26 protein-coding genes are annotated in these 25554 nt (G+C 70.6%); 23 read left to right on the forward strand and 3 right to left on the reverse strand.

The features are described from left to right. Positions 1–27: 27 nt before the first annotated feature. The 11 genes from LTL01_RS01045 to LTL01_RS01095 all read left to right on the forward strand — a co-directional run bounded on the left by LTL01_RS01045 (position 28) and on the right by LTL01_RS01095 (position 11364). Positions 28–1140, forward strand: a complete 1113-nt coding sequence (locus LTL01_RS01045; protein WP_236967050.1) for a histidinol-phosphate transaminase — start codon at positions 28–30, stop codon at positions 1138–1140. Positions 1141–1144: 4 nt separating this feature from the next. After that, entirely contained in the window at positions 1145–2302 is a 1158-nt protein-coding gene (locus LTL01_RS01050) for a thiamine pyrophosphate-dependent dehydrogenase E1 component subunit alpha (protein ID WP_236967051.1), read from the forward strand. A gap of 59 nt (positions 2303–2361) precedes the next feature. Beyond that, entirely contained in the window at positions 2362–3327 is a 966-nt protein-coding gene (locus LTL01_RS01055; protein WP_236967705.1) for an alpha-ketoacid dehydrogenase subunit beta, read from the forward strand. A gap of 20 nt (positions 3328–3347) precedes the next feature. Beyond that, positions 3348–4718 (forward strand): dihydrolipoamide acetyltransferase family protein, encoded by a 1371-nt coding sequence (locus LTL01_RS01060; protein ID WP_236967052.1) that lies wholly within the window; start codon positions 3348–3350, stop codon positions 4716–4718. Between the two features lie 170 nt (positions 4719–4888). Then, the gene (locus tag LTL01_RS01065; RefSeq protein WP_236967053.1) at positions 4889–5971 is read left to right on the forward strand and encodes a metal ABC transporter solute-binding protein, Zn/Mn family; all 1083 of its coding nucleotides are present in this window, start codon (positions 4889–4891) and stop codon (positions 5969–5971) included. Further along, entirely contained in the window at positions 5968–6798 is an 831-nt protein-coding gene (locus tag LTL01_RS01070; RefSeq protein ID WP_236967054.1) for a metal ABC transporter ATP-binding protein, read from the forward strand. The genes LTL01_RS01065 and LTL01_RS01070 overlap by 4 nt, the downstream gene beginning before the upstream one ends. After that, positions 6795–7685 (forward strand): metal ABC transporter permease, encoded by an 891-nt coding sequence (locus LTL01_RS01075; RefSeq protein ID WP_236967055.1) that lies wholly within the window; start codon positions 6795–6797, stop codon positions 7683–7685. The genes LTL01_RS01070 and LTL01_RS01075 overlap by 4 nt, the downstream gene beginning before the upstream one ends. Positions 7686–7730: 45 nt before the next feature. Further along, a complete protein-coding gene (locus tag LTL01_RS01080) occupies positions 7731–8144 on the forward strand; it encodes a Fur family transcriptional regulator (protein WP_236967056.1) in 414 nt (137 codons plus the stop codon). Then, positions 8131–9153 (forward strand): permease, encoded by a 1023-nt coding sequence (locus LTL01_RS01085; protein WP_236967057.1) that lies wholly within the window; start codon positions 8131–8133, stop codon positions 9151–9153. Before LTL01_RS01080 ends, LTL01_RS01085 begins: the two co-directional genes overlap by 14 nt. Further along, positions 9146–9952, forward strand: coding sequence for a TIGR03943 family putative permease subunit (locus LTL01_RS01090; RefSeq protein WP_236967058.1), 807 nt, complete (start codon positions 9146–9148; stop codon positions 9950–9952). Before LTL01_RS01085 ends, LTL01_RS01090 begins: the two co-directional genes overlap by 8 nt. 5 nt (positions 9953–9957) lie before the next feature. Beyond that, positions 9958–11364, forward strand: a complete 1407-nt coding sequence (locus LTL01_RS01095; protein WP_236967059.1) for a hypothetical protein — start codon at positions 9958–9960, stop codon at positions 11362–11364. Here the strand turns inward: LTL01_RS01095 and LTL01_RS01100 are convergent. Next, positions 11346–12965, reverse strand: a complete 1620-nt coding sequence (locus LTL01_RS01100; protein WP_236967060.1) for an MFS transporter — start codon at positions 12963–12965, stop codon at positions 11346–11348. The genes LTL01_RS01095 and LTL01_RS01100 overlap by 19 nt on opposite strands. A gap of 139 nt (positions 12966–13104) precedes the next feature. Here LTL01_RS01100 and LTL01_RS01105 point away from each other — a divergent pair, with 139 nt between their 5' ends. The 9 genes from LTL01_RS01105 to LTL01_RS01145 all read left to right on the forward strand — a co-directional run bounded on the left by LTL01_RS01105 (position 13105) and on the right by LTL01_RS01145 (position 19278). After that, positions 13105–13305: a hypothetical protein gene (locus LTL01_RS01105; protein ID WP_053546890.1), complete on the forward strand. Its 201-nt coding sequence runs from the start codon at positions 13105–13107 to the stop codon at positions 13303–13305. Next, complete coding sequence (locus tag LTL01_RS01110; protein ID WP_308195159.1) at positions 13302–13643, forward strand: type II toxin-antitoxin system PemK/MazF family toxin; 342 nt, start codon at positions 13302–13304, stop codon at positions 13641–13643. The genes LTL01_RS01105 and LTL01_RS01110 overlap by 4 nt, the downstream gene beginning before the upstream one ends. Before the next feature lie 46 nt (positions 13644–13689). Beyond that, positions 13690–14370, forward strand: a complete 681-nt coding sequence (locus tag LTL01_RS01115; protein WP_236967061.1) for a DNA-3-methyladenine glycosylase — start codon at positions 13690–13692, stop codon at positions 14368–14370. A 49-nt stretch (positions 14371–14419) separates the two neighbouring features. Then, on the forward strand, positions 14420–15760 hold the full coding sequence (locus tag LTL01_RS01120) for an HNH endonuclease (RefSeq protein WP_236967062.1): 1341 nt from the start codon (positions 14420–14422) through the stop codon (positions 15758–15760). 178 nt (positions 15761–15938) lie between these two features. Further along, positions 15939–16175 (forward strand): 50S ribosomal protein L28, encoded by a 237-nt coding sequence (gene rpmB, locus LTL01_RS01125; RefSeq protein ID WP_053546896.1) that lies wholly within the window; start codon positions 15939–15941, stop codon positions 16173–16175. Next, the gene (gene rpmG, locus LTL01_RS01130; RefSeq protein ID WP_005051772.1) at positions 16175–16345 is read left to right on the forward strand and encodes a 50S ribosomal protein L33; all 171 of its coding nucleotides are present in this window, start codon (positions 16175–16177) and stop codon (positions 16343–16345) included. The genes rpmB and rpmG overlap by 1 nt, the downstream gene beginning before the upstream one ends. A gap of 4 nt (positions 16346–16349) precedes the next feature. Continuing rightward, a complete protein-coding gene (rpsN, locus tag LTL01_RS01135) occupies positions 16350–16655 on the forward strand; it encodes a 30S ribosomal protein S14 (RefSeq protein ID WP_053546897.1) in 306 nt (101 codons plus the stop codon). Positions 16656–16881: 226 nt separating this feature from the next. Next, entirely contained in the window at positions 16882–17169 is a 288-nt protein-coding gene (locus tag LTL01_RS01140) for an HU family DNA-binding protein (RefSeq protein ID WP_053546899.1), read from the forward strand. Between the two features lie 132 nt (positions 17170–17301). Beyond that, the gene (locus tag LTL01_RS01145; RefSeq protein WP_236967707.1) at positions 17302–19278 is read left to right on the forward strand and encodes a bifunctional copper resistance protein CopD/cytochrome c oxidase assembly protein; all 1977 of its coding nucleotides are present in this window, start codon (positions 17302–17304) and stop codon (positions 19276–19278) included. Positions 19279–19305: 27 nt separating this feature from the next. On the opposite strand, the gene LTL01_RS01150 is transcribed toward LTL01_RS01145, so the two are convergent. Beyond that, positions 19306–20370 (reverse strand): hypothetical protein, encoded by a 1065-nt coding sequence (locus tag LTL01_RS01150; RefSeq protein ID WP_236967063.1) that lies wholly within the window; start codon positions 20368–20370, stop codon positions 19306–19308. A gap of 48 nt (positions 20371–20418) precedes the next feature. On the opposite strand from LTL01_RS01150, the gene LTL01_RS01155 reads away from it, so the two are divergent. After that, positions 20419–21792 (forward strand): ATP-dependent DNA helicase, encoded by a 1374-nt coding sequence (locus LTL01_RS01155; RefSeq protein ID WP_236967064.1) that lies wholly within the window; start codon positions 20419–20421, stop codon positions 21790–21792. A gap of 31 nt (positions 21793–21823) precedes the next feature. Here LTL01_RS01155 and LTL01_RS01160 read toward each other — a convergent pair whose 3' ends face one another. After that, on the reverse strand, positions 21824–22477 hold the full coding sequence (locus tag LTL01_RS01160; protein ID WP_236967065.1) for a biliverdin-producing heme oxygenase: 654 nt from the start codon (positions 22475–22477) through the stop codon (positions 21824–21826). A gap of 197 nt (positions 22478–22674) precedes the next feature. Here LTL01_RS01160 and treS point away from each other — a divergent pair, with 197 nt between their 5' ends. Both treS and LTL01_RS01170 read left to right on the forward strand, forming a co-directional pair. Next, a complete protein-coding gene (gene treS / locus LTL01_RS01165; protein WP_236967708.1) occupies positions 22675–24972 on the forward strand; it encodes a maltose alpha-D-glucosyltransferase in 2298 nt (765 codons plus the stop codon). Continuing rightward, complete coding sequence (locus LTL01_RS01170) at positions 24969–25544, forward strand: GNAT family N-acetyltransferase (RefSeq protein ID WP_236967066.1); 576 nt, start codon at positions 24969–24971, stop codon at positions 25542–25544. Before treS ends, LTL01_RS01170 begins: the two co-directional genes overlap by 4 nt. The last annotated feature ends 10 nt before the right edge of the window (positions 25545–25554 follow it).

Consider the following 25554-nt stretch of genomic DNA (forward strand, 5'->3'; position numbering starts at 1 on the left):
GCGGCGTCGCGCTCGTAGACTGCACGGGTGACCGACGCCCCCGACATCCCCGTCCGCGTGCGCCCGGAGATCGCCGCCCTCCCCGCCTACCGTCAGGGTCGGCAGGCCGGCGCCGAGGCGTTCAAGCTCTCCAGCAACGAGAACCCGTACACGCCGCTCCCCGGTGTCCAGGAGGCGGTGGCCGCCGCGGTGGAGTTCAACCGCTATCCGGACGCGACGGCCGCAGCCCTCCGCGAGCGTCTCGCCGCGCGGTTCGACCGGACCGCCGATGAGGTGCACGTCGGCGCCGGGAGCGTGTCGATCCTCGCGCAGCTGGTGCAGGCCGTCTCCGGCCCCGGCGACGAGGTCGTCTACGCGTGGCGGTCGTTCGAGGCGTACCCGTGGCTGTCGGTCGTCGCCGGCGCGACCTCGGTCGCCGTGCCGCTCACCGACGGCGCCCGCCATGATCTCGACGCGATGGCGGCCGCGGTCACCCCGCGCACCCGCGCGGTCATCGTCTGCAGCCCGAACAACCCCACGGGCCCCGTCGTCCGGCACGACGACTTCGACGCCTTCGTCCGCGCGGTGCCGAGCGACGTCCTGGTCATCCTCGATGAGGCCTACGCCGAGTTCGTCACCGACCCCGACGCCGTCGACGGCCTGCGGGTCCTCGGGGGTGAGGAGTTCCCGAACGTGGTCGTCCTCCGCACCTTCTCCAAGGCGTTCGGGCTCGCCGGCCTCCGGGTCGGCTACGCGATCGGGCACCCGCGGATCCTGGACGCCGCGCGCAGCACCACGATCCCGCTCTCCGTCACCGCCGCCGCCGAAGCCGCGGCGCTGGCGAGCCTCGACGCTGAGGACGAGCTCCTCGCCCGTGTCCGCGAGATCGCCGACCGGCGCGACCGGCTCGCCGACGGACTCCGCGAGGCCGGGTGGGAGGTCCCGCAGGCGCAGGGGAACTTCGTGTGGCTGCCCACCGGCGCCGAGTCGCTGACGCTCGCGGCGGCCTTCGACGCGGCGGGCCTGATCGTCCGCCCGTTCGACGGGGCCGGCATCCGCATCTCCGTCGGCGAGCACGAATCTGTCGCCAAAGTCCTAGAGATCGCGGCATCCGTTGTGAAAGACCTCCCAACGGGGCATTCCGGACGACGGATAGCGTAGAACGGTGACTCCGCCCGAGAACGCGTCCGCTTCGGCGGCGAACGATCCTGCGGACCTCGTCCGCGTGCTCGACGCCGACGGCGTCTTCGCCCCGACGCCCGCCGCCGAGCCCTACCTCGACCTGATCGACGCGATCGACGACACCACGCTCGAGGGTCTGTACCGCGACATGGCCGTCATCCGCGCTTTCGACGTGCAGGCCACGAACCTGCAGCGTCAGGGGCAGCTGGCCCTCTGGCCGCCGAGCTTCGGCCAGGAAGCGGCGCAGGTCGGATCGGCCCGCGCCACCCGCGCGCAGGACCACCTCTTCCCGTCGTACCGCGAGCACGCCGTGACCCGCATCCGGGGCGTCGACCCGATCGACATCATCCGGCTCATGCGCGGGCTCACGCACGGCGGCTGGAACCCCTTCGATCCGCGCAACGGCAACACCCACATCTACACGCTGGTCCTCGGCGCCCAGACCCTCCACGCCACCGGCTTCGGCATGGGTCTCGTCTTCGACGGGCGCTGCGGCACCGGCGATCCCACGCGGGATGAGGCCGTCATCGTCTACTACGGCGACGGCGCATCGAGCCAGGGCGACGTCCACGAGGCGATGGTGTTCGCGGCGAGCTACCGCACGCCCGAGGTCTTCTTCCTGCAGAACAACCAGTGGGCGATCTCCGTCCCGGTGGCCACGCAGTCGCCGGTGCCTTTGCATCAGCGCGCGTCCGGATACGGCATGCCGAGCATCCCGATCGACGGCAACGACGTGCTCGCGAGCTACGCCGTCACCCGCCGCGCGCTCGACGAGGCGCGCGCGGGCGAGGGCCCCCGCGCGATCGAGGCGCTCACCTACCGCATGGGCGCGCACACCACGAGCGACGACCCGACGAAGTACCGCACCCGCGACGAGGAGGAATCGTGGCGCCGCCGCGACCCGCTCGCGCGCATGGAGGCCTACCTGCGTGGACGCGGGGCGAGCGAGGCGTTCTTCGCCGACGTCACCGCCGAGGGCGCGGCGCTCGCCGACGACGTCCGCACCCGCACGAACGCGCTCGGCACGATCGAGGCGTCGTCGATGTTCGCCCACGTCTACTCCGAGCCGCACCCGCTGGTGGCCGAGCAGGCCGCGTGGCTCGCGACGTACGAGGCGTCCTACGAGGAGGGAACGGCGTGACCGACACCACCACGGCAGCCTCGGCCGCCCCGGCATCCGCATCCGCTGCTCCGACGACGATGCCGATGAGCCGCGCGCTGAACGCGGGCCTCCGCGCCGCGATGACCGACAGTGACCGCGTGCTGCTCATGGGCGAGGACATCGGTCGCCTCGGCGGCGTCTTCCGCGTCACCGAGGGCCTCATCGCCGACTTCGGCGATCGCCGCGTGCTCGACACCCCGCTTGCGGAGTCGGGCATCGTCGGCACGGCGATCGGCCTGGCGATGGCGGGATTCCGGCCCGTGATCGAGATCCAGTTCGACGGGTTCGTCTTCCCCGCCTTCGACCAGATCACCACGCAGCTCGCGAAGCTCACCAACCGTCACGAGGGTGCCCTGTCGCTCCCGATCGTCATCCGCATCCCTTACGGCGGACACATCGGCGCGGTCGAGCACCACCAGGAGAGCCCGGAGGCGTACTTCACGCACACGCCGGGCCTGCGCGTGGTGAGCCCGTCGACGCCGAACGACGCGTACTGGATGATCCAGGACGCCATCGCCTCCGACGATCCGGTGATCTTCCTCGAGCCCAAGGCGAAGTACTGGATGAAGGGCGAGGTTGACACCACCGCCCGCGCCGCTGAGCTGCACGCCTCGCGCGTCGTCCGCCGCGGCACCGACGTCACCCTCGTCGGGCACGGTGCGATGGTCACGACCCTTCTGCAGGCGGCGGCGCTCGCCGAGTCCGAGGGCACGAGCTGCGAGGTCGTCGACCTCCGGTCGCTCTCGCCGGTGGACTACGGGCCGCTGCTGGACTCGATCCGCAAGACCGGCCGCATGGTCTACGCGCAGGAGGCGCCCGGGTTCACCTCGCTCGGAAGCGAAGTGGCGGCGACCGTCATGGAGCGCGCGTTCTACGCGCTCGAGGCGCCGGTGATCCGCGTGTCCGGCTTCGACGTCCCGTTCCCGCCCGCGAAGCTCGAGGGCGCGTACCTCCCCGACGCCGACCGCATCCTCGAGGCCGTCGACCGGTCCCTCGCCTACTGACCCCTGAGCCAGGAGCACGCATGAGCACGCAGACCTTCGTCCTCCCCGATGTCGGGGAAGGCCTCACCGAGGCTGAGATCGTCTCGTGGCGGGTCGGCCCCGGCGACACCGTCGCCGTCAACGACGTCCTGGTCGAGATCGAGACGGCGAAGTCGCTCGTCGAGCTCCCCTCGCCCTTCGCCGGCACCGTCGGCGAGCTCCTCGTCGCCGAGGGCGACACGGTCGATGTCGGCGCGCCGATCATCACGGTGACCGCCGCGACGGATGCCGCATCCCCCGCGGCGCCGGCGACGGTCGGCCAGAGCGAGCACGGGGCCCCGGCCGAGGCGCCGGCCGCCGAGGGTGAGGGCGCGGTGCTCGTCGGCTACGGCACGGGCGGACAGGTGCAGTCCCGGCGGAAGAAGCCCGCGCCGAGCGCGCGCGAGCGCGTCGCGTCGTCGGTCGGCGTCATCGCGAAGCCTCCGATCCGGAAGCTCGCCCGTGACCTCGGCGTCGACCTCGGTGCGGTGGCGGCCTCCGGCCCCGCCGGCGAGGTCACGCGCGAGGACGTGGTGAAGCACGCCTCGCAGGCGAGCGTCTTCCGCAACATCGAGACGCCCGCGTGGGGCGATGTGCGGGAGGAGTCGATCCCGGCGCGCACCGCCCCGGCATCCGTTCCCGCTCCGGTCGCCGCGCCCGCACCCGCGGGCGACCGCGAGGAGACGATCGCGGTCAAGGGCGTACGCAAGGCCACGTCGTCGGCGATGGTGCAGTCGGCGTACTCGGCGCCGCACGTGTCGGTGTGGACCGACGTCGACGCCACGCGCACGATGGAACTCGTCAAGCGCCTGAAGGCCTCGCCCGACTTCGCCGACATCAAGGTCTCGCCGCTGCTGATCATGGCGCGCGCCGTGATCTGGGCCGTGCAGCGGACGCCGATGGTCAACGCCGCGTGGGTCGACGGTGAGAACGGGGCCGAGATCCGAGTCCGTCGTTTCGTGAACCTCGGCATCGCGGCGGCGACGCCGCGCGGCCTGCTCGTGCCGAACGTCAAGGACGCGCAGGACCTGTCGCTGCGCGAACTGGCGCGGGCGCTGGAGAAGCTGACGCTGACCGCGCGCGAGGGCAAGACCTCGCCTGCTGATCAACAGAACGGCACGATCACGATCACGAACATCGGGGTCTTCGGGATGGATGCCGGCACTCCGATCATCAACCCCGGCGAGTCGGGCATCGTCGCGCTCGGCACGATCCGCCAGAAGCCCTGGGTCGTCGACGGCGAGGTGCGCCCGCGCTGGGTCACCACGGTCGCCGGCTCTTTCGACCACCGCGTCATCGACGGCGACGGCATGTCGCGCTTCATCGCCGACGTCGCCTCGATCCTCGAGGAACCCGCCCTCCTCCTCGACTGAGGTCGGCGTGACGCGCGCTCGGGTGGCCACGCGCGCTCGGGTGGCAGTTGTGGCCGCCTCGGAGCGCGGGGAGGGGCGCGGAGTGACACCTGAAGGCGTCCCACCTGGGTGAGTGTTGAGCCGGCGCACCCCGAGTTGATAACGATTATCAGGATGCTTATCATCGAGGAATGACCACCCGACGTCTCCTCGTTCCCGCAGCGCTCGGCGCCGTCTCCGTCCTCGCGCTCGCGGGCTGCGCCTCCGGTGAGACCTCCGCCGCGACTCCTGCAGCCGAGTCCACGGTCGCCGAGCCGATCATCGTCGTCACCTCGACGAACGTGTACGGCCAGATCGCGCAGGAGATCGGCGGCGAGTTCGTCGAGGTCACCTCCATCGTCACGTCCGGCTCGCAGGACCCGCACTCGTACGAGGCGTCCGCGCAGGACCAGCTGACCGTGGCGGATGCCGACATCGTCGTCGAGAACGGCGGCGGGTACGACGCGTTCGTCGACGGCCTGCTCGAGGCGAGCGGCTCGGACGCGCACGTCATCACGGTCGCGGAGTTCTCGCACGACTGGCCCGGTGCGGATGCCGCGGACCACGACCACGACCACGCCCACGCCGATGACGCGACGACCGCCGAGCCCGAGGCGACCGCCGGGGCCGAGGTCGACGACCACGATCACGCCCACGAGGGCGAGGAGCACGCCGAGGGCGACGACCACGCCGGTCACGACCACGTCGAGGGCTTCAACGAGCACGTCTGGTACGACCCGCACACCATCGAGCACTTCGCCGAGGCGCTCGCGGAGGAGTTCGCCGAGCAGCGCCCGGAGGACGCCGCCGCGTTCGAGGCCAACGCCGCCGCCTTCATCGAGGGCATCGCCGACCTCGAGGCGACCCTCGCCGAGATCGACGCCGCCCACGCGGGCGAGGCCGTGTTCGTCACCGAGCCCGTCCCGGTCTACCTCGCCACCGCCGCGGGCCTGGAGAACGTGACCCCCGAGGCCTTCAGCGAGGCCGTCGAAGAGGGTCAGGACGTCCCGCCCGCCACCCTGCTCGAGGCGATGAACCTCCTCGCCGACGGTGACGTGCGCGTCGTCATCGCGAACGCGCAGACCGGCGGTGCCGAGACCACGCAGATCATCGCGGATGCCGAGGGACGGGGCATCCCGGTGATCGAGTTCTCGGAAACCCTCCCGGAGGGCCAGACTTACCTTTCGTGGATGCAGGAGAACATCACGGCGCTCTCGGACGCTCTGTCGGAGTGAGCGCCGACCCCGTACAGGCCTCGAGCCCCGCACTGCGCATCCGCGGTGCGGGGCTGCGGCGTGCCGAGCGCGAGCTGTGGGGCGGGCTCGACCTCGACGTGCAGCCCGGCGAGTTCATCGCCGTCCTCGGCCCCAGCGGATCCGGGAAGACCACGCTCCTGCGCGCGATCCTCGGCCTCGAGCAGCTGAGCACCGGCATGATCGAGGTGCTCGGGAGTCCCGTCCGCCGCGGCGGCAACCGACGCATCGGGTACATCCCGCAGTCACGGCCCCTCCCGCCCGAGACCTCGCTCCGCGGCCGCGATCTCGTCACCCTCGGCGTCAGCGGGCACCGGTTCGGTCCGCCGATCCCGCGTCGCGCGGATCGCGAGAAGGTCGACGCCCTCCTCGCCGAGGTCGGAGCGACGGCGTTCGCCGACCGCCCCGTGGGACTCCTCTCGGGCGGCGAGCAGCAGCGTCTGCGCGTCGGACAGGCGCTCGCCGACGACCCCGGCATCCTCCTGTGCGACGAGCCGCTCACGAGCCTCGACCTCGCCAACCAGCAGGCTGTCGTCGCCCTCATCGACCGCCAGCGGCAGGAGCGCAACGCCGCGGTCCTCCTGGTCACCCACGACATCAACCCCGTGCTCGACCGCGTCGACCGCATCCTCTACATCGTGGGCGGACGCTTCACCCTCGGCACCCCGGAAGACGTCCTGCGCTCGGAGGTCCTCACCGATCTCTACGGCGCCCCGGTCTTCGTCCTCCAGGCCGGTGACCGGCTCGTGGTCGTCGGAGCACCGGATGCCGAAGAGAGCCACCACCACCACGACGAGGACCACCGATGAACTGGGACGAGATCTCCGAAGCCCTCTTCGGCGGGGTCGAGGTGTACGGGCAGATCCTCGCACTCGTGTCGAACTCGGTGTGGGCGGGCGCGATCCTCGGCCTCGTCGGCGGCCTCATCGGGGTCTTCGTGATGCAGCGCGACATGGCCTTCGCCGTCCACGGCATCAGCGAGCTGTCGTTCGCGGGAGCTGCGGCCTTTCTCCTCATCGGGTGGGACGTCGTCACCGGATCGATCGTCGGATCCCTCATCGCCGCCGCCCTCATCGGCTGGCTGGGGGCACGCGCGCGGGAGCGCAACTCGATCATCGGCGTCCTCATGCCCTTCGGGCTGGGGCTCGGCATCCTGTTCCTCGCGCTGTACCAGGGGCGCTCGGCGAACCGCTTCAGCCTCCTCACCGGGCAGATCGTCTCGGTGCCGTCGAGTCAGCTCGGCATGCTCATCGTCATCAGCGCGCTCGTCCTCGTCGCGCTGCTCATGATCTGGCGCCCCCTGCGCTTCGACTCGCTCGACCCGCAGTCCGCCGCCGCCCGCGGGGTGCCGAACACCGTCGTCTCGCTCGGGTTCATGCTGCTGCTCGGCCTCATCGTCGCCGTCGCGGTCCACATCATCGGCGCGCTCCTGGTGATGGCGCTTCTCGTCACCCCGGCGGCCGCGGCGATGCGCATCGCCACGGGACCCATCGCGGTGCCCGTGCTCGCGGCGGTGTTCGGATTCGTTTCGGCCGTGGGCGGCATCCTGCTGGCGATCGCCGGCACGCTCCCGGTGAGTCCGTACATCACGACGATCTCGTTCCTCATCTACCTCGTCTGCCGTCTCGCCGGCGGACGCCGGGGGCGTGTGACGCGTCGACGCGAGGCCGCGCGCACCGCGGTGGCCGCCGCATGAGCCGCTCCCAGGCGGCTCGGAAGGCCCGCCGGTAGACTTCCCGCCATGGCTCAGCGCAACACCTGGCAGCGCGAGCGCGTCCGCGAGGCGCTCGCCGACGCCCCCGGATTCGTCAGTGCCCAGGCGCTCCACGCGCTCCTGCGCGACGAGAACACCGGCATCGGCCTGGCCACGGTGTACCGCGCGCTGGCCGGGCTCGCCGCCCAGGGCGACGCCGATTCGCTCCAGAGCCCGGACGGCGAGGCGCTCTATCGCGCCTGCACCAGCACCGGGCACCACCACCACCTGATCTGCCGCTCCTGCGGACGCACCGTCGAGATCGAAGCGACCGACGTCGAGCAGTGGGCGCACGACACCGCCGAGAAGCACGGGTTCACCCGCGCCGAGCACATCGTCGACATCTTCGGCGTGTGCGCGGTGTGCACGGCCGCCGCCGAGAACGAGCGTGCCGGCGACTGAGCGGGCCCGCACGGCGCCGCCCGCGCGCCCGACGAAGACCCTCGTCGCGCTCGGGATCGGCGCCGTCGTCGTCGCCGCGCTCTTCGCGATCGACCTGTTCGCGCCGGCGCTCTTCTCCGCCTCCCTGCCGACCCGCGCCGAGGACGGACTGACCCTCGCCCTGAGCGTCCTGATCGAGTCGCTGCCGTTCGTCGCGCTCGGCGTCGTGCTCTCGATCGCGGTGCAGGTCTGGGTGCCGCCGGGGGTCATCGAGCGGTGGATGCCGCGCCGGGCGTGGGCGCGCCGCGCGGTGCTGTCACTCCTCGGCATGGTCGTTCCGGTCTGCGAGTGCGGCAACGTCCCGTTCGCCCGCGGGCTCCTCATGCGCGGATTCAGCGTGTCCGAGACGATGACCTTCCTCATCGCCGCGCCGATCGTGAACCCCATCGTCATCATCACCACGCACCAGGCGTTCGGCTTCGACGACGGCATCCTGATCGTCCGCCTCGTCGGCGGCTACCTCATCGCCAACCTCATCGGCTGGCTGTACTCGCGCCACCCGGATCCGGACGCCGTGCTCACCGACCGGTTCCGGGCGACGTGCGAGCTCGCGGCCCACGACACCAGCGGCCGCGCACAGCGGAGCCTCGCCCAGTTCGTCGTCGAGCTCCGCGCCGTGATGCCGGCCCTCATCATCGGCTCCGCGCTCGCCGGCGCGATCCAGGTGCTCGTCCCGCGTGAGGCGCTGCTGGCGATCGGGTCGAACCCGGCGCTGTCGATCGCGGCGATGATCGCGCTGGCGATGGTCGTTTCGATCTGCTCGAACGTCGACTCGTTCTTCGCGCTGTCGTTCGCCTCGACCTTCACGCCCGGGTCGATCGTCGCCTTCCTGCTGGTCGGCCCGATCGTCGACGTGAAGATGCTGGCGCTCCTGCGCACGACCTTCACCACCCGCACGCTCGCGGTCATCACGGTCGTCGTCGTCCTCGCCGCCTTCGCGATCGGGACGGGGGTGAACCTCGTTGCCTGATCTCCTCCGGCGCCAGTCGCTCCTGACCCGATGGCTCGGGGTCGGCCTCGCCGCGATCCTCTCCGTCGTGACCCTTTCGCTCGTGATCACCGGGCGCATCTCGTTGTACATCAACCCCGACTCGGCCTGGTTCGCCGCGGGGATGTCGGTGGTCATCCTGATCGGCACGATCGGCACCTTCGCCCTTCCGCTCGGCGCCGAGGCCGATCACGGTCATGACCACGGCGACGCGGCCGCTCCGGTCCCGCACGGCCTCGACCACGATCACGATCACGCGCCTACCCCGGCCGCCCCGCTCACGACGGTGGGTGCGGTGGGGACCGCGGTCGGCGGGGTCGCGGCATCCGGCGTCGTCGTCCTGAGCCTCGTCCTCGCCCCCGCGACGCTGTCGGCGGAGCTGGCGATGTCGCGCGACACCGGCGCCGCGCCCCTCTTCGCCGGATCGGATGCCGTCACCCTCGCCACGACCGGCGACACCGCCTCGTTCGGCGTGGGCGAGTGGGCGGCGGTGTTCGCGACGTCCACCAATCCCGACGCGTTCGCCGGCGACGAGGTGGAGCTGGTGGGATTCGCGACCCCGAGCGAGTCGGGGGACTTCTCGCTCACGCGCCTGGTGATCACCCACTGCGTCATCGATGCGCAGCCGGCGAGCATCCCCGTCGTCGAGGTCGACACCCCCGAGACGGGGCAGTGGGTGAGCCTCACCGGCACCGTCCGCTCGACATCCGACGGGCGCCTCGAGATCGCGGCGGCGTCGATCGAGGAGATCCCCGAGCCCGCTGACCCGTATGAGTACTGAGCCTCATGAGTGCTGAGCCCGTCTCCCGCCGCGCCCGCGCGCGCCGGCGGCGTTCGCGGTCGTTCGTCGCGGGGGTGCTCGCGGTCGTCGGCGTCCTCGCGGTGTTCGGCGTGGCCGGCGCGGCCGTCACCGTCATCCAAGGACCGCGCGTCACGTCGGTGCAGGTCGATCCCGAGGCGGCGACGACCACCTCGGGCTCGCGCATGATCGTCACGACCACGCAGTCGCTCGCCGAGGTCGATCCGTCGCAGATCACCATCACCCCCGCGACCCCCTTCGCCGTCGACACGTCGGGGCGGAGCGTCGGGGTCCGCTTCACGCTGCCCCTCTACGACGACACCGAGTACACCGTCACGATCGACGACGTCGAGGGCATCGGTGGAGGACCGACCGCGAGCGTCACCGAGACCTTCCGCACGCCGCCGCTGCAGACCTACCTCCTGCAGCGCGGCGACGACGAGGACGTCATCGCCCGCACCGACCTCGAGGGCACCGGATCGGCGGTGTTCCGGCATCCGCACATCGAGGACTTCCGTGCGACCACCACGCACCTGGTCATCTCGGTACAGGGCGAGGACGGCACCTCCGATCTGCTCGTGACCGACCTCGACGGCGAGAACCTCCGCGAGATCGCGCTTCCCGACGTCGGCTACGTGTCGAACCTGCAGAGCGCCGACCGAGGCGACCTCATCGGGTTCACCTTCTCGGACCGCGATCTCGGCGCCGACGGCGGGCGCGAGAGCCGGCTGTACACCGCGTCCGCGCGCGGCACCGACCCCGTCGCCGCTCCTGTCGAGGTGACCGGCGCCGATCCGCGCGTAGCGGCATGGCGGTTCGTGCCCGACACCGACAGCATCCTGATGATCTCGTTCGACGGGACGCTGCTCCTCACCGGTTCGGGAGGCGACGGCGCCACCGCTCTCGGTTCGGCGCTCGACATCGAGGGGATCGCGCGCGGCTCGTCCGTCGCGGTCGTCGAGCGGGTCGAGGGGCTCGTCGAGATCGACCTGACCGACGCGTCCGAGTCGCCGCTGGTCGAGCCCGACCCCGATCTCGGCGGAGCGACCACGGTCACCCCTCTCCCGGACGGCTCGACCATTCGCACCGGCGCGGTGCTCGAGGACGGCGCCCCGACCGGCCGGACGGCTGTCTCCCTCGTCGGGGTCGACGGAGGGGCCACCGAGCTGGCCGAGATCGCCGCGACGGATGCCGTGTTGCAGACCTGCGTCTCGCCGAGCGCCCGGTACCTCGCGGTGATGGTGGCACCGGATGCCGTGGACAACCGCTACGACACCTACGGCCTCCCGCTCCCCGAGCGGGTGGAGACGCGCGTGATCGAGATCGCCGACGGCGCGGAGGCCGTCGCGCTGATCGGATCGTCGGTCGCGTGGTGTCAGACCCCGCGCGCCTGAGGCTCCGGTTCGGCGGCGGTCGCGACTTCGCGGGGGAGGCCGCACGACAGCATGAGCGCGACCACCGCGAGGGCGAACACGAGGAACAGCGCCTGCCGTAGCGAGGCGACCTGGGTCTCGGCATAGGTCTGTGCGATCTGGGCGGCTTCGTCGGGGGTCGCCCCGCCCGCCTCGAGCGCCTGCTCGGCCTCGGCCTGCGACAGGATCGGCGTGCCCGTTTCGGTGGCCGCGACCACTTGCTGACGGATGCTGGAGGGCAGGTCGCTGCTCTCGATCGCGCCGGTGAAGCCCGAGGTGAGCAGCAGGATGAACACCGATCCGACCAGGGCCGTGCCGAACGAGGAGCCGAGGTTCTGGAACGTCCCCTGCAGGCCGCCGACCTCGGAGGTGTCGGCGGCGCTGACGGCCGACATGTTGACGTTCCCGAGCTGGGAGGCGAGGAGGCCGAAGCCGGAGCCCACGATGAACATGCCGATCGCGAAGATCACGCCGGCGAGGTCGGGCTGCACCGCGGCGAACACCAGGAGCACGCCGAGCGCGAGCACCCCCTGGCCCCATCGCGCGATCTGGCGCGGCGATCGCACCGTCGACAGACGCGAGCCGACCACCGAGAAGAGGATCAGCCCGAGCGAGAGCGGGAGGATCCGCAGGCCCGTCTGCAGGGCGTCGTAGCCCTGGATCGTCTGCAGGTAGACGGGGACGACGAAGAACAGTGCGGCGATCGCGAAGTACTGCGACAGGAACATCGCCAGGCCACTGCGGAGCGCGGGGATGCCGAGCAGGCCGACCTTCAGCAGAGGGCTTCCGCCGGTGCGCTCGAGGTGGCGCTGGCGGCGGACGAACAGCCACAGCACCACGATCGCGAGGAGGATCAGGTACGCCACCGGCGAGACGCCGAACGGAGCGATCGCGACACCGCCGACGACGGGCGGGTCCAGGGGCACGATCCAGCCCCAGCTCTTGCTCTGAAGGACGGCGAAGACCAGCAGGGCCATGCCGCCCGCCGACAGGATGACGCTGCCGAGGTCGATGCGGACGGCGTCCTCGCGAGCGGCATCCTTGATCCGTCCGGAGAGGAGCAGCACGACGATCATCACGATCGTCTCGGCGGCGAAGACGAACCGCCACGACGCGTATGTGGTGACGAGCCCGCCGATGAGCGGACCCGCGGCGGCGGCGATGCCGGTCGCGGCGCCGAGGGCCGAGAAGGCGACGACGCGCTCGCGACCGGAGTAGTTCACGGCGGCGAGAGCGGCGATCGCGGGGATGACCAGGACCGCGCCGAGTCCTTCGACGAGCGACCAGCCGAGCATCAGCACGGTCAGGTTGGGGCTGAGCGCCGTCGTGAGCGACCCGAGGCCGTAGACGACGGCGCCGATGCGGAAGGCGCGGGCGCGTCCCCAGCGGTCGCCGAGCTTGCCGCCGGTGAGCATGAAGGCCGCCATCGTGAGGGCGTAGAAGGTGATCGCCGCCTGCATGCCCGTGATCGTGGTGCCGAGGTCGGACGCGACCGTCGAGATCGACACGTTCATCACCGTGCTGTCGAGGATCATCACGAACTGCGACACGCACAGGAGCAGGAGCACCGACCATCGACCCATGCGCGGGACGCTACGACCGCGCCGGGCCGAGGGCATCCCCCGCGGCGGATGAGATCGCGCGGGCCACAGCGTCGTCGATACCCATCCGAGTACCCGTTCCTTTGTTCTACATTTGTTGAACGCGCGCTATTCTGGGTGCATGGCCACAACAATCGGATTCCGACCGACTCCGGATGACGAGCGCATACTCCGCGAGGCAGCGCAGGCGGGCGAGAGTACGACCGACACGCTGCGGCGCGCCCTGAGGCTGCTGGATCACGAGCGGTGGCTGGATAAGTTCCGAGCCGATGCTGAGGCGCTGAAGGACGAGGACCTCGACGCGGAGCCCGACGCCTGGTGATTCGGGGCGCCGTCTACCGTATCGACCTGGGCAAGCCTCGCGGCCATGAGCAGGGTGGCAAGCGCTTAGGGCTGGTGGTCTCGCCGGCGCGTTCACCGCTGTCGGTCGCGACGGTCATCCCGGCGTCGACCTCCGCGGGGAGTTCGATCCACCGTCCAGAGCTCGAGATCGCCGGCCGACGCACCCGACTGCTGGTGGATCAGATCCGCTCGATCGATGTCGACTACGTCGTGGGTGATCCCGTCGACTATCTCACCCGGGATCAGCTCGCCGAAGTGGACCTGGCTGTGGCCCACTATCTCGGCACTCAGGATGCGGGCCCGCACCGCGGGCCGTAGAGGTCGCTCGCCACATCACGTGAACACCTGCGCCTAGCCTGGGCGGATGGTTTCCGTCCGTCCCGCGCTCGCCGCGGATCTCGTCGCGTTCCCGCTGGAGGTCGCGCCGCGCCTGCTGGGCGCGCACCTGACGACGGTGGTTGCGGGAGAGGCGGTGACCGTCCGTATCACGGAGGTTGAGGCGTACCACGGCCGCGGAACAGGCGACCTGCCCGACCCTGGATCGCACGCGCGAATGGGACCGACGCCGCGCAACGCCACGATGTGGGGTCCGCCCGGCCATCTGTACGTCTACCTCAGCCACGGCATCCACTCGTGTGTGAACGTCGTCTGCGGCCCCGAGGGGGTCGCCGGTGGTGTGCTCCTCCGCGCGGGAGAGGTGATCGCCGGAACGGATGCCGCGCGAGCGCGTCGCCCGGCCGCCCGCGTTGTGCGCGACCTGGCCCGCGGGCCCGGCCGCTTCGGCTCGACCGTCGGCCTGCGCCACGCGCTGCACGACGGCATCGACGCGCTCCGGGGAATCGAGCTGAACGGCGCGATCGCGCGGCTGGAGCTCACCGAGGTGGCGCTCGACGGGGTGGCGTCGGGGCCGCGCGTGGGCGTCGCCGGTGTCGCGGGCACCGCGGCCTTCCCCTGGCGCTTCTGGATCCCCGGCGACGAGACGGTCTCGCCCTTCCGCTGGGGCCGCGGCGCCCGCGAGGTCGGACATACAGAAGAACGACGATGAAGAGATGTTGCGTCGCTCGAATGTCGTATATCTGTTCTAGTATTCGGGTATGGATAGTTCAAGGCTCGAGGGCATCGCGGGGGCGTTGGCGGCGGTGGTCGCGGCGGGCGGTGGCCGGCCGGTGACGGCGTTGTCGCCGGGGGAGTTGCTGGGCCTGGTGGAGGCGTTCGGGGCGTTGAAGCGTCACGTGGATGCGGGGCTCGCGCCGGTGGTCGCGGAGGTCGCCCGGCAGTCGCGGCGTGCGTTGGGGTCGGATTCCCTGGCGCGGAAGGCGGGGTTCTCCTCCGCTGCGGCGTTGGTGGCGACCACGGTCGGAACGAGCGTGGGGGAGGCGGTGCGGTGGGTGCAGGTGGGGGAAGCGACCGCACCCCGTACCGCCCTCACCGGTGAGGCACTCCCCGCAAAGCATCCGCACGTGGCCCGCGCGGTCGCAGACGGTGTCCTCGGGATGACGGGGGCTGCGGCGATCACCGCCCTGCTGGATCGTGTCGCTCTCCGGGTGGACCCGGAACGTCTCGAACGGGCGGAGGAGGAACTGGTGGGGTTGGTGCCGGGTCTTCGCCCGGATCAACTGTCGAAGCTCCTCGCCCGCGCGGAAGCGCACCTGGACCCCGACGGCATTGAACCGCGTCACGAGGAGTGTGTCGCGGACCGGTCGTTCACCCTCCAGGAGCGCGACGGGATGCTGCACCTGACCGGGAAGCTGGATGCCGAAACCGGGGCGCCGGTGAAAGCGGCGATCGAAGCGATCGTCGGCGGCGTGCTGCGCCGCAACGAACACGCCGACACCGACGCCGGGGAGCGAGACCCGCGGTCGGTGAAACAGATCCAGGCCGATGCCCTCGCGGACCTGTGCCGCCACGCGATCGGCTGCGGGGAGGTCCCCACCGGTCCTCAGGCCACGATCGTGGTGCGGGTGGACCTGGCCGACCTGGAAGCCGGCACCGGCGCGGCGACCATCGACGGACTCACACAGCCCATCCCTGCCGGGGCCGTGCGGCGCCTCGCCGCCGACGGCCAGATCATCCCGTGCGTCCTCGGCGGTGGCAGCGAGATCCTCGACTGGGGACGCACAAGACGCCTGTTCAGTGCGGCGCAGAAGCTCGCGCTCGTCGAACGGGACGGGGGATGCGTGTCCTGCGGGGCACCCCCGGCCTGGTGCCACGTCCACCACGTCAACTGGTGGAAACGCGACACCGGCACCACCGACCTGGGCAACGGGGTGCTGCTGTGCACCGGCTGCCACCATCGCCTCCACGCCGACGGATGGGACATCCACATCGACGGAACCGGCATCCACGCCACCGTGTGGCTGATCCCGCCACCCTGGATCGACCCCCACCGCACCCCACGCCCCACCGGCACCCGCAGATACACCCTCACCGCCTGAGGCGGATCAAGGCTCGCCGTGCGCGCGTGCTAGACTCCTCGTTTGTCTGCCCGCACTCCAGCGGGACAGTTCGCACCCCTCCTCGAATCCCCGCCGGAAACGGCGGTGTCTCGCGGGGTGCAGACAAGGGATCTTGGGTGGCACCGTCCGGTGTCACGGTACAGAAGGAGACATCACCATGGCAGCAGTGTGCCAGGTGACTGGAGCGGTTCCCGGCTTCGGTCACAACATCTCGCACTCGCACCGCCGGACGAAGCGCCGCTTCGACCCGAACGTGCAGAAGAAGACCTACTTCGTTCCCTCGCTTGGTCGCAAGATCACGCTGAACGTCTCGGCCAAGGGCATCAAGGTCATTGACGCCCGCGGCATCGAGTCGGTCGCGAAGGACCTGATCGCGAAGGGTGTGAAGCTCTGATGGCCAAGAAGGCACAGGACGTCCGTCCGATCATCAAGCTGCGTTCGACCGCCGGCACGGGGTACACCTACGTGACGCGCAAGAACCGCCGCAACAACCCCGACCGCATCGTGCTGAAGAAGTACGACCCGGTCATCCGCAAGCACGTCGAATTCCGAGAGGAGCGCTGATCACATGGCTAAGAAGAGCAAGATCGCGCGCAACCAGCAGCGCCAGGAGGTCGTCGACCGCTACGCCGCCAAGCGCGCCGAGCTGAAGAAGGCCCTCGTCGACCCCACGTCGACCGACGAGCAGCGTGAAGCCGCTCGCCTGGGCCTGCAGAAGCTTCCCCGCAACGCCTCGCCGGTGCGTCTGCGCTCGCGCGACGTCATCGACGGCCGCCCCCGTGGCGTGCTGACGAAGTTCGGCATCTCCCGTGTGCGCTTCCGCGACATGGCCCACCGTGGGGAACTCCCCGGTGTGACCAAGTCGTCCTGGTAAGCACCAGACGCAACAGCGAAGGGCGGGCCTCCCGAGGGAGACCCGCCCTTCGTCGTTTTCCCCGACCAGAGGGCGACACGCCGGGCGATTGAGCCCGAAATGCCCGTGAATCCGCGGAAACACGGGGGTGGTTGGTACTGTCGAGGCGGTCCATCCGACCAACGGAGGTGCGAATCCTTCGTCCGCAGTAACGAGAGGCGACGTCCGTCGCCTGGAGGACAACCACATGGCCGACAAGTCCATCACCAAGACCGAGCTCGTCGCGAGCATCGCAAGCGCCACCGGACAGAGCCAGTCCGCGGTGTCGGGCGTGCTCGACGCCCTCTTCTCCACCGTCTCCGAGGCGGTCGCCAAGGGCAGCAAGGTTTCGATCCCCGGCTGGATCGCTTTCGAGCAGGTCGAGACGTCGGCGCGCACGGGCCGCAACCCGCAGACCGGCGAGGAGATCAAGATCCCCGCGGGCAAGCGCGTCAAGGTCACCGCCGGCTCCAAGCTCAAGGCCGCCGTTAAATAACGACACCGACCTCCAGAAGGGGGATGCCGTGCTCGCACGGCATCCCCCTTCTGCATGCCGCCGTAGGCTTGAACGGTGACCTCCGCCCCCACCCTGCGCGCCCCCGCGCCGCGTCGTCCCGCTGACCGCGGGATCGGACCGCGCGCGCTGCGCCTGGCGGGCCCGGCGATCCTCGTCGTCTCGTCGCTGATCGTCCTCGTCTGGGCTCTGATCTACGGCGGTGCGGTGGCGCCGCTCGCGATCGGCGACCCCGGGCCGTTCGTCCGCTGGAGCGTCCCCGTCGTCAAGCTCACGGTGAACCTCGCCGCCGCCGGGATGGTCGGCATCCTCGTCACCGCGCTGTTCACCCTCCGCGCCGGCGAGCGTCCGTTCGAGACGGCGCTGGATGCCGCATCCGTCTCCGCCGCGATGTTCACCGTCGCATCGGCGGCGACCGGATTCCTCACCTTCGTCGACGCCTTCAACCCGCAGGTGGGACCGGGACCGGAGTTCGGCGCGCAGCTCGGCCGCTACCTGGTCGAGACGGAGCTCGGCCGCACGTGGCTCATCACGACGATCGCCGGTGCGGTGCTGACGATCCTCACGTTCGCCGTGCGCTCGTGGACACCGACGTTCTTCGTCGCGATCCTCGCGATGGCGACGCTCGTCCCGATGGGCACGCAGGGCCACTCGGGCGAGGAGGCCTTCCACCACGAGGCCATGACCGCGCTCATCCTGCACATCATCGGCGCCGCCATCTGGCTGGGCGGCCTGATCCTCATGGTGCTGGTCCGGCCGCTCCTGCCGAAGCCGCAGCTCGCGACGGTTCTGGCGCGGTACTCGAGCATCGCGCTGGCTGCCTTCGTCATCGTCGCGGTGTCGGGGACCGTGCGGGCGGCCATCGGCCTGCTCGACTGGGATGCACTGTTCTCGCCGTACGGCGCGATCCTCATGGTGAAGGTCGTCGCCCTCATCGCCCTCGGCGCCCTCGGCGCCTGGTACCGCACGCGGCTCATCGGGCGTCTCCGCGAGGAGGCGGCCTCCCGTGTCTTCTGGCTGCTGATCGCCTGCGAGCTCGCGCTCATGGGTGCGGCCAGCGGTGCCGCGGCGGCCCTGGCTCGGACGCCGACCCCGGGAGGTGCGCTCCTTCCCGCCGAGCTGAGCGCCGCCCAGATCCTGTCGGAATCGCCGCTTCCGCCCGAACTCACCCCCGAGCGCTGGATCACGGCGTGGAGCATCGACCTGCTCTGGGTGATGCTCGCCGGCTTCCTCGCGTTCTTCTACCTCGCCGGGGTCGTGCGGATGCGTCGTCGCGGCGACCGCTGGCCGATCCACCGCACGATCCTGTGGATGACGGGCCTCCTGCTGCTGGTCTGGGTCACCAACGGCTCGGTCAACGTCTACGGGCACTACCTGTTCAGCATGCACATGATCGCGCACATGCTGCTGAGCATGGCGATCCCCGTCCTCCTGGTCGTCGGCGCTCCGGTCACCCTCGCCGCGCGGGCGATCCGCAAGCGCGACGACGGCACGCGCGGCGGACGCGAGTGGATCCTGTGGGCCGTGCACTCACCGGTCGCCCGGGTCCTCACCAACCCCTTCGTCGCGGCGGGGCTGTTCATCGGGTCGCTGTGGGTCTTCTACTTCACCGACCTCTTCCGCTGGACCCTCTACGACCACCTCGGTCACGAGTGGATGGTCGCGCACTTCCTCCTGACCGGATACCTGTTCGCTCTGACCCTCGTCGGGGTCGACCCGGTGCCGTGGCGTCTGCCGTACGCCGGGCGGCTGCTGCTGCTCATCGGCGTCATGGCGATGCACGCCTTCTTCGGCATCGCGATCATGATGCAGACGGGCCTCATGGTCGCCGAATGGTACGGCTCGATGGGGCGCACCTGGGGTCCGACCCCGCTCGAGGATCAGTACATCGGCGGTGGTGTCGCCTGGTCGGTCGGCGAGATCCCCACCCTGATCCTCGCCGTGACGGTGGCGATCCAGTGGAGCCGCAGCGACGCGCGCGATCAGAAGCGCAGCGACCGGCACGCCGACCGCACCGGTGACGCGGAGCTCGAGGAGTACAACGCGCGGCTCGCGAAGATGGCCGAGCGCGACGCGCGCGCCGGTCTCTGACAGCGGTCGGTCCGGAGCGGATGCCGCTCAGTCAGGCGCGCGGACGACGATCGTCGCGGTCCCGTCGGGGAGCACGGTGATGTCACCGGCGACGGGGAAGCGGACCTCCTCGCTGAGCGGCGAGATGACACCGTCGAAGAGGGACTGCACCTCGACGTCCAGACGCGCCGCCGCCTCGGCGGGAACGATCCGCCAGCCGGCGCCGTCGGGCTGGAGGCGCACCTCCGGCTGCTGGACGATCTCCCACGTCGGCAGCGACACGATGCGGTCCTGCAGGACGTACCCGAACGGGCATCCGGTGGGCTGGAGCACCTGCTGACCGGCGCAGCCGGTGAGGAACTCGTCCACGCGCTCCTGCACCACCGCGACGAACTCCTCGGTCGCGGTGGCCTGCAGCTCCACCGGGATCTCGTGGAACGGGATGTCCGAGAGCACCGCGATCCCGGGGGTGGCCGCGATCGCGGTGTCAACCGAGACCGAGTAGACCCCGGGCGAGAAGACGAGCAGGGGGAGCGGAGCGAGGGGATCGGCATCCGCTCCGTCGGGGGAGACCTGGCGCTTGTCGATGCGGAAGCCGTTGACGTCGAAGCTCATCGACCCCTTCACCGTCAGCTCCATCACCGCGAGCGGGCTGGTCGCGAAGCGCCACGTCGGCGCGAGGCCGACGGTGCCCTCGCGCTCCACGTCGAAGGTGGTCGAGCCGGGATACGCTCCGGCGCGGTACTCGGCGGTGACGCGCAGGCGTCCGTCATCGAGCTGCTCCTCCGAGACCACGGAGATGTCGGTGAGCGACGCCAGGGCCGCGGAGCGCAGAAGCGCCTCGTCGGAGGTCACCGGGAGACCGGCCGCCTCGAGCTCGAGGGCGTCCACGGAGACACCGGGGATCTGCAGCGCGTCGGCCGCCCGCCCGTCGGCGAGGAGACCGAGGTAGCGCTCCACGAACGCGGACGGGCTGTAGAGGGCGCGTTCCAGTGCCGCCCACCCCGCGAACGCCGCACCGACGACCACGGCGAGTCCCACGCCGATGACGGTCAATTCGAGACCGAGGCGCGGTCGACGACGCACCCGCTCGCCTCGTTCGCTCTGGTCCACGAGTCCAGTCTAGGAAGACCGCGCCCCTCCGCTCGTTAGCATGAGTCGGTGACCACGCCCGCCCTCTCCGCCGAGCAGGAGGCGCTGTTCCGTCTGATCGAGGACACGCGGGAGCACGTCTTCGTCACCGGCCGCGCCGGAACGGGCAAATCCACCCTCCTCCAGCACCTGGCGTGGAACACCTCCAAGCAGATCGCGATCTGCGCGCCGACGGGAGTGGCGGCGCTGAACGTCGAGGGCCAGACGATCCATTCGCTGTTCCGTCTGCCGATCGGTCTGATCGCGGGGAGCCCGATCGACCAGACCGATCCGACGCGACGCATCCTCAACGCGATCGACACCCTCGTGATCGACGAGATATCGATGGTCAACGCCGACCTCATGGACGCGATCGACCGGTCGCTCCGTCAGGCGCGCGGGCGCCGGGCCGAGCCCTTCGGCGGCGTGCAGATCGTCATGTTCGGCGACCCGTACCAGCTCGCGCCGGTGCCGCCGCGCGGCGACGAGATGCGGTACGTCCGCGATCACTACCGCTCGTTCTGGTTCTTCGACGCGCGGGTCTGGGTGGGGGAGCGCGCGGCCGACGGCATCCTCGACATCGGGTCCCACGGCGCGGCGCTGCACGTGCGGGAGCTCGTCGACATCCACCGGCAGAGCGATCCGGCGTTCAAGGCGATGCTCAACGCGGTGCGGTACGGCCGGGTCACGGCCGACATCGCGCAGATCCTGAACGACACCGGTGCCCGCACGCCCCCGGACCCCGCCGACGGCGAGCACCCCATCATCACGCTCGCCACCCGCAACGACATCGTGAACCAGATCAACCGGCGTCATCTCACCGAGCTCGTCGGGCGCGAGCAGACCGCGATGGCCGACATCTCGGGCGACTTCGGGCGGGGAGATGCCGCCTATCCGGCCGACGTCGAGCTGAAGCTCAAGGTCGGGGCGCAGGTGATGTTCCTCCGCAACGACACCCAGGGGTTCGGCGGAGAGCCGCCGCGCTGGGTCAACGGCACGATCGGGACCGTCACTCGGATCGCCGGCGAGTCGGTGCGGGTGGAGGTCGAGGGCGAGGAGTTCGACGTGGAGCCGGCGGTGTGGGAGAGGTTCCGCTACGCCTACGACCCCGGGTCGAAGTCGCTCTCGCGCGAAATCGTGGCGGAGTTCACCCAGTTCCCGCTGCGCCTGGCGTGGGCGGTGACGATCCACAAGTCGCAGGGCAAGACGTACGAGCGGGCCGTGATCGACCTCGGCTCGGGGGCCTTCGCGCCCGGTCAGACCTACGTCGCGCTGTCGCGGCTGACGTCGCTCGACGGACTGTACCTGTCGCGCCCGCTGCGTCCGAGCGACATCCGCGTCGACCCGGACGTCGCGCGGTGGATGGCCGAGGCGCGTTCCCGTGCGGCGGCCGAGCGGGGCTGAGTGTTCCGGACGGGCGGAACCAAGACGGACCTCAGGCGACGGGGACGGCCTTCGCTGCGGCGAGATCGTCGAACAGCTCGGTGTTGAACTGATACGCCAGCAGCACCTCGTCGATCACCCGGGCCTGCTCGTCGGCGTCCCAGGGGGCGGCATCCAACTGCTCGCGATAGACCTCCTTGAAGGCCTTCGGGTCGGCGATGTCGTCGAAGACGTAGAAGCCGATGCCGTTGGTGTCGAAGCCGAAGCGGCGCGCCATGAGGCGGCCGATGAACTGACCGCCCGAGAGGTCGCCGAGGTAGCGCGTGTAGTGGTGCGCGACGAAGCCGCCCGGCCATGTCGTCCCGACCTGGGCGATGCGCTCGACGTACCGCTGGGTGGTGGGCAGCGGGGTGATCCGATCGCGCCACTGCGGACCCAGCAGGAAGGACAGGTCCGCTTCGAGGGCGGGCAGGCGGGTGAGCTTGTCGGAGATGAAGGGGGCGGCGATGGGGTTCTCGCGCATGCGGTCGGCGGCCGCCTCGAGCGCGTCGTAGATGAACCAGTGCTGTGCGACGAGAGCGACGTAGTCGTCGCGGGTGCCTTCGCCCTTCATCAGGTCGGCCATGAAGCCGGCCTGCTCGCTCGTGGAGTGCGCACCGCTGGAGCGCTCGCGCAGGGCGGCGGAGAACGGAGTCGGGTCGCTCATGCGCCCATCCTAGCGACTTAGGGTCGCCTTACCCAGGGGTGTCCGCCCGTCCTCCGATACCCGCCGCGCCCGGGACGGTCAAGCGGCTTCTCCTCGGCGACGCCGGCCGGTAGCGTCGCTGTCACCCGCGCCGGACGAGCCGGGAGAACGGATGCCGGGTGGACGAGCAGGCCGCACACGAAACGACCGCGCACGAGATGACCGCCCACGCGCCGGGCGAGCAGGAGCCGATCGAACACGATCCGGCGGAGATCAGCTACGACGAACAGCGCTACCCCGCACGTCCGCGCCGGCTGCGTCCGCGCGATCAGATGCGCGGCGGGAGCCTGCGCCGTTTCGCCTCCGACCCGCGGACGGCCAACGGGACCAACCCGGCGTACGTCGAATGGCTCGTGCGGCAGTCGATGCTGAAGGATGCCGACGTCCTCGGCCGACAGCTGTCGGGTCAGCCGTCGATGTGGCGGAACCCCTACGCGCGCCCTGATGCGCGCCGGGCGATCGAGACGACGGACGTCTGGTTCACCGCGTATCCGATCTCGCTCATCACGCGGCCGGGGGAATCGTTCCTGCAGGCGCTGGGTGAGGACGCGCTGTGGCGGACCTTCGAGCGGATCGGGATCACCGGCATCCACACCGGTCCGGTCAAGCGCGCCGGCGGCATCACCGATTGGCAGCAGACGCCGAGCGTCGACGGGCACTTCGACCGGATCAGCACGCAGATCGATCCGGAGTTCGGTGACGAGGCGGCCTTCCGTCGCCTCGCCGACGTCGCCGAGTCCCACGGCGGAAGCGTCATCGACGACATCGTCCCGGGGCACACCGGGAAGGGCGCCGACTTCCGTCTCGCCGAGATGGCCTACAAGGACTACCCGGGGATCTACCACATGGTGGAGATCCAGCCCGAGGACTGGAACCTCCTCCCCGACGTGCCCGAGGGACGCGACTCGGTCAACCTCGACGCCGATCGCGAGCGCGAACTGAGCGCGCGCGGCTACATCATCGGCGAGCTGCAGCGGGTCATCTTCTACACGCCGGGCGTGAAGGAGACCAACTGGAGCGCGACGGCGCCCGTCACCGGCACCGACGGGGTCGAGCGGCGCTGGGTGTACCTGCACTACTTCAAGGAGGGGCAGCCCTCCATCAACTGGCTCGACCCCACGTTCGCAGGCATGCGCCTGGTGATCGGCGACGCGCTCCACTCGCTCGGCGACCTCGGCACGAGCGCGCTGCGGCTCGACGCCAACGGATTCCTCGGTGTGGAGAAGAGCGCGGAAGGACTCCCGGCGTGGTCGGAGGGGCATCCGCTCTCCCAGGCGGCGAACCACATCATCGCCGGAATGGTCCGGAAGGTCGGGGGCTTCACCTTCCAGGAGCTCAACCTCACGATGGAGGACATCCGCGACACCGCGGCGGTCGGCGCCGACCTGTCGTACGACTTCGTGACGCGGCCGGCGTACCACCACGCCCTCGCCACCGCCGACACCGAGTTCCTCCGCCTCGCGCTGATGACCTCGTTAGAGACCGGGGTCGAGCCCGCGCAACTCGTGCACGGGATGCAGAACCACGACGAGCTGACCTACGAGCTCGTCCACTGGGCGACCACGCACCGCGATGACGTCTACCCCTTCCGTCACGGTGAGATCTCGGGGCACGACCTCGCCGCGCTCATCCGCGCCGAGCTCACCGAGGTGCTCACGGTCGCCGCCGACTACAACCTCCCGTTCACGCAGAACGGGATCGCCTGCACGACGGCCTCGCTCATCGCCGCGACGCAGGGGAAGCCCCGGCTGGAGGACATCACGGATGCCGATGTGCCCGGCATCCGTGACGCCCACCTGCTGCTGGCGAAGTACAACGCATGGCAGCCGGGCGTCTTCGCGCTGTCGGGCTGGGACCTCACGGGCGCCCTCACGCTGCCCGCGGACGACGTGCGCTCGCTCATCGCCTCGGGCGACACACGTTGGATCGAGCGCGGCGCGCACGACCTGCTCGACGTCGCGCCGGAGGCGACGCGCTCGGCGGCCGGCATGCCGCGCGCGCGGTCGCTGTACGGGCCGCTCCCGACGCAGCTGAAGGATCCGGCATCGTTCGCGAGCGGGCTCCGGTCGCTGCTGCGCGTGCGTCGGGAGCACGGGATCGCCACGGCGTCGCAGATCGATGTGCCGTCGGTCGGGCATCCGAGCATGCTCGTGCTCGTGCATCGCCTCGACGGCGGGGATCGGCGGATCGAGGACGCGCCGCTCCAGCTGACGGTGCTGAACTTCTCGGCTGAGCGCATCGACGCCACGGTCCGGTCGGAGTGCCTCGTGCCGCGGAGCGGTGTGACGGATGCCGAGACCGGTGAGGCCGTCGCCCGGGTGGACGATCTGCAGAGCTTCCCGCTGCACCTCGGTCCCTACCAGGGGCGCTTCTTCCTGCTGACCGATCCCGATCCCGAGGACGACGCTCACCCCGTCACCCGCACGATGCCGATCATCGCCCGGACGGCGGGGTGAGCCCGGGCGGAACGCTGCCGTTCGGCATCCGGACCGAACGGCTGGTTCTGGACCAGCCCCTGCCCGGTGACGTCGACGACATCCCGCGGTACTGCGTCGATCCGCTGTTCGAGGAGTACCTGTCGATCCCGTGGCCCTACCGGCGCGAGCATGCGGTCGGGTTCGTCGCGGAGTTCGTGCCGAAGGGGTGGCTGCGCGGCGAAGAGTGGACGTGGGCGATCCGCGAGTCCGCCGGCGGACCGCTGCTCGGAGTGATCGGGGTGCGGATGCCGAGCGGCATGGTCGGATTCTGGCTGGGCGCCCCGCACCGCGGGCGCCGCATCCTTCCCGAGGCCCTTTCCGCCGTGATCGACGAGGTGTTCGCCCGCACGGATCTCGAGCGGATGCGGTGGGAGTGCGTCGTCGGCAACGCCCCGTCGATGCGCGTGGCCGCCAAAGCGGGGTTCCGCTACACGGGTGAGCAGGACGGCATGATCCGCGCACGCGACGGATCGGTCACGCGCGCGTGGACCGCGGAGCTCCTCCGCGGATCGGACCGGACCGAGCAGCCCGGGTGGCCTTCCGCCGGGTGACGGGCGACCG

The organism is Microbacterium aurantiacum (assembly GCF_021654035.1).
GTDB classification, from domain to species: Bacteria; Actinomycetota; Actinomycetes; order Actinomycetales; family Microbacteriaceae; genus Microbacterium; species Microbacterium aurantiacum.

Coding starts and splice junctions, on each gene's coding strand:
- LTL01_RS01120 (WP_236967062.1), top strand. CDS start 14,420: ATGGATAGTTCAAGGCTCGAGGGCATCGCGGGGGCGTTGGCGGCGGTG.
- LTL01_RS01160 (WP_236967065.1), bottom strand. CDS start 22,477: ATGAGCGACCCGACTCCGTTCTCCGCCGCCCTGCGCGAGCGCTCCAGC.
- LTL01_RS01060 (WP_236967052.1), top strand. CDS start 3,348: ATGAGCACGCAGACCTTCGTCCTCCCCGATGTCGGGGAAGGCCTCACC.
- LTL01_RS01095 (WP_236967059.1), top strand. CDS start 9,958: ATGAGTGCTGAGCCCGTCTCCCGCCGCGCCCGCGCGCGCCGGCGGCGT.
- treS (WP_236967708.1), top strand. CDS start 22,675: ATGACCGCCCACGCGCCGGGCGAGCAGGAGCCGATCGAACACGATCCG.
- LTL01_RS01065 (WP_236967053.1), top strand. CDS start 4,889: ATGACCACCCGACGTCTCCTCGTTCCCGCAGCGCTCGGCGCCGTCTCC.
- LTL01_RS01140 (WP_053546899.1), top strand. CDS start 16,882: ATGGCCGACAAGTCCATCACCAAGACCGAGCTCGTCGCGAGCATCGCA.
- rpmG (WP_005051772.1), top strand. CDS start 16,175: ATGGCCAAGAAGGCACAGGACGTCCGTCCGATCATCAAGCTGCGTTCG.
- LTL01_RS01115 (WP_236967061.1), top strand. CDS start 13,690: ATGGTTTCCGTCCGTCCCGCGCTCGCCGCGGATCTCGTCGCGTTCCCG.
- LTL01_RS01100 (WP_236967060.1), bottom strand. CDS start 12,965: ATGGGTCGATGGTCGGTGCTCCTGCTCCTGTGCGTGTCGCAGTTCGTG.
- LTL01_RS01105 (WP_053546890.1), top strand. CDS start 13,105: ATGGCCACAACAATCGGATTCCGACCGACTCCGGATGACGAGCGCATA.
- LTL01_RS01055 (WP_236967705.1), top strand. CDS start 2,362: ATGCCGATGAGCCGCGCGCTGAACGCGGGCCTCCGCGCCGCGATGACC.
- LTL01_RS01080 (WP_236967056.1), top strand. CDS start 7,731: ATGGCTCAGCGCAACACCTGGCAGCGCGAGCGCGTCCGCGAGGCGCTC.
- rpsN (WP_053546897.1), top strand. CDS start 16,350: ATGGCTAAGAAGAGCAAGATCGCGCGCAACCAGCAGCGCCAGGAGGTC.
- LTL01_RS01075 (WP_236967055.1), top strand. CDS start 6,795: ATGAACTGGGACGAGATCTCCGAAGCCCTCTTCGGCGGGGTCGAGGTG.
- rpmB (WP_053546896.1), top strand. CDS start 15,939: ATGGCAGCAGTGTGCCAGGTGACTGGAGCGGTTCCCGGCTTCGGTCAC.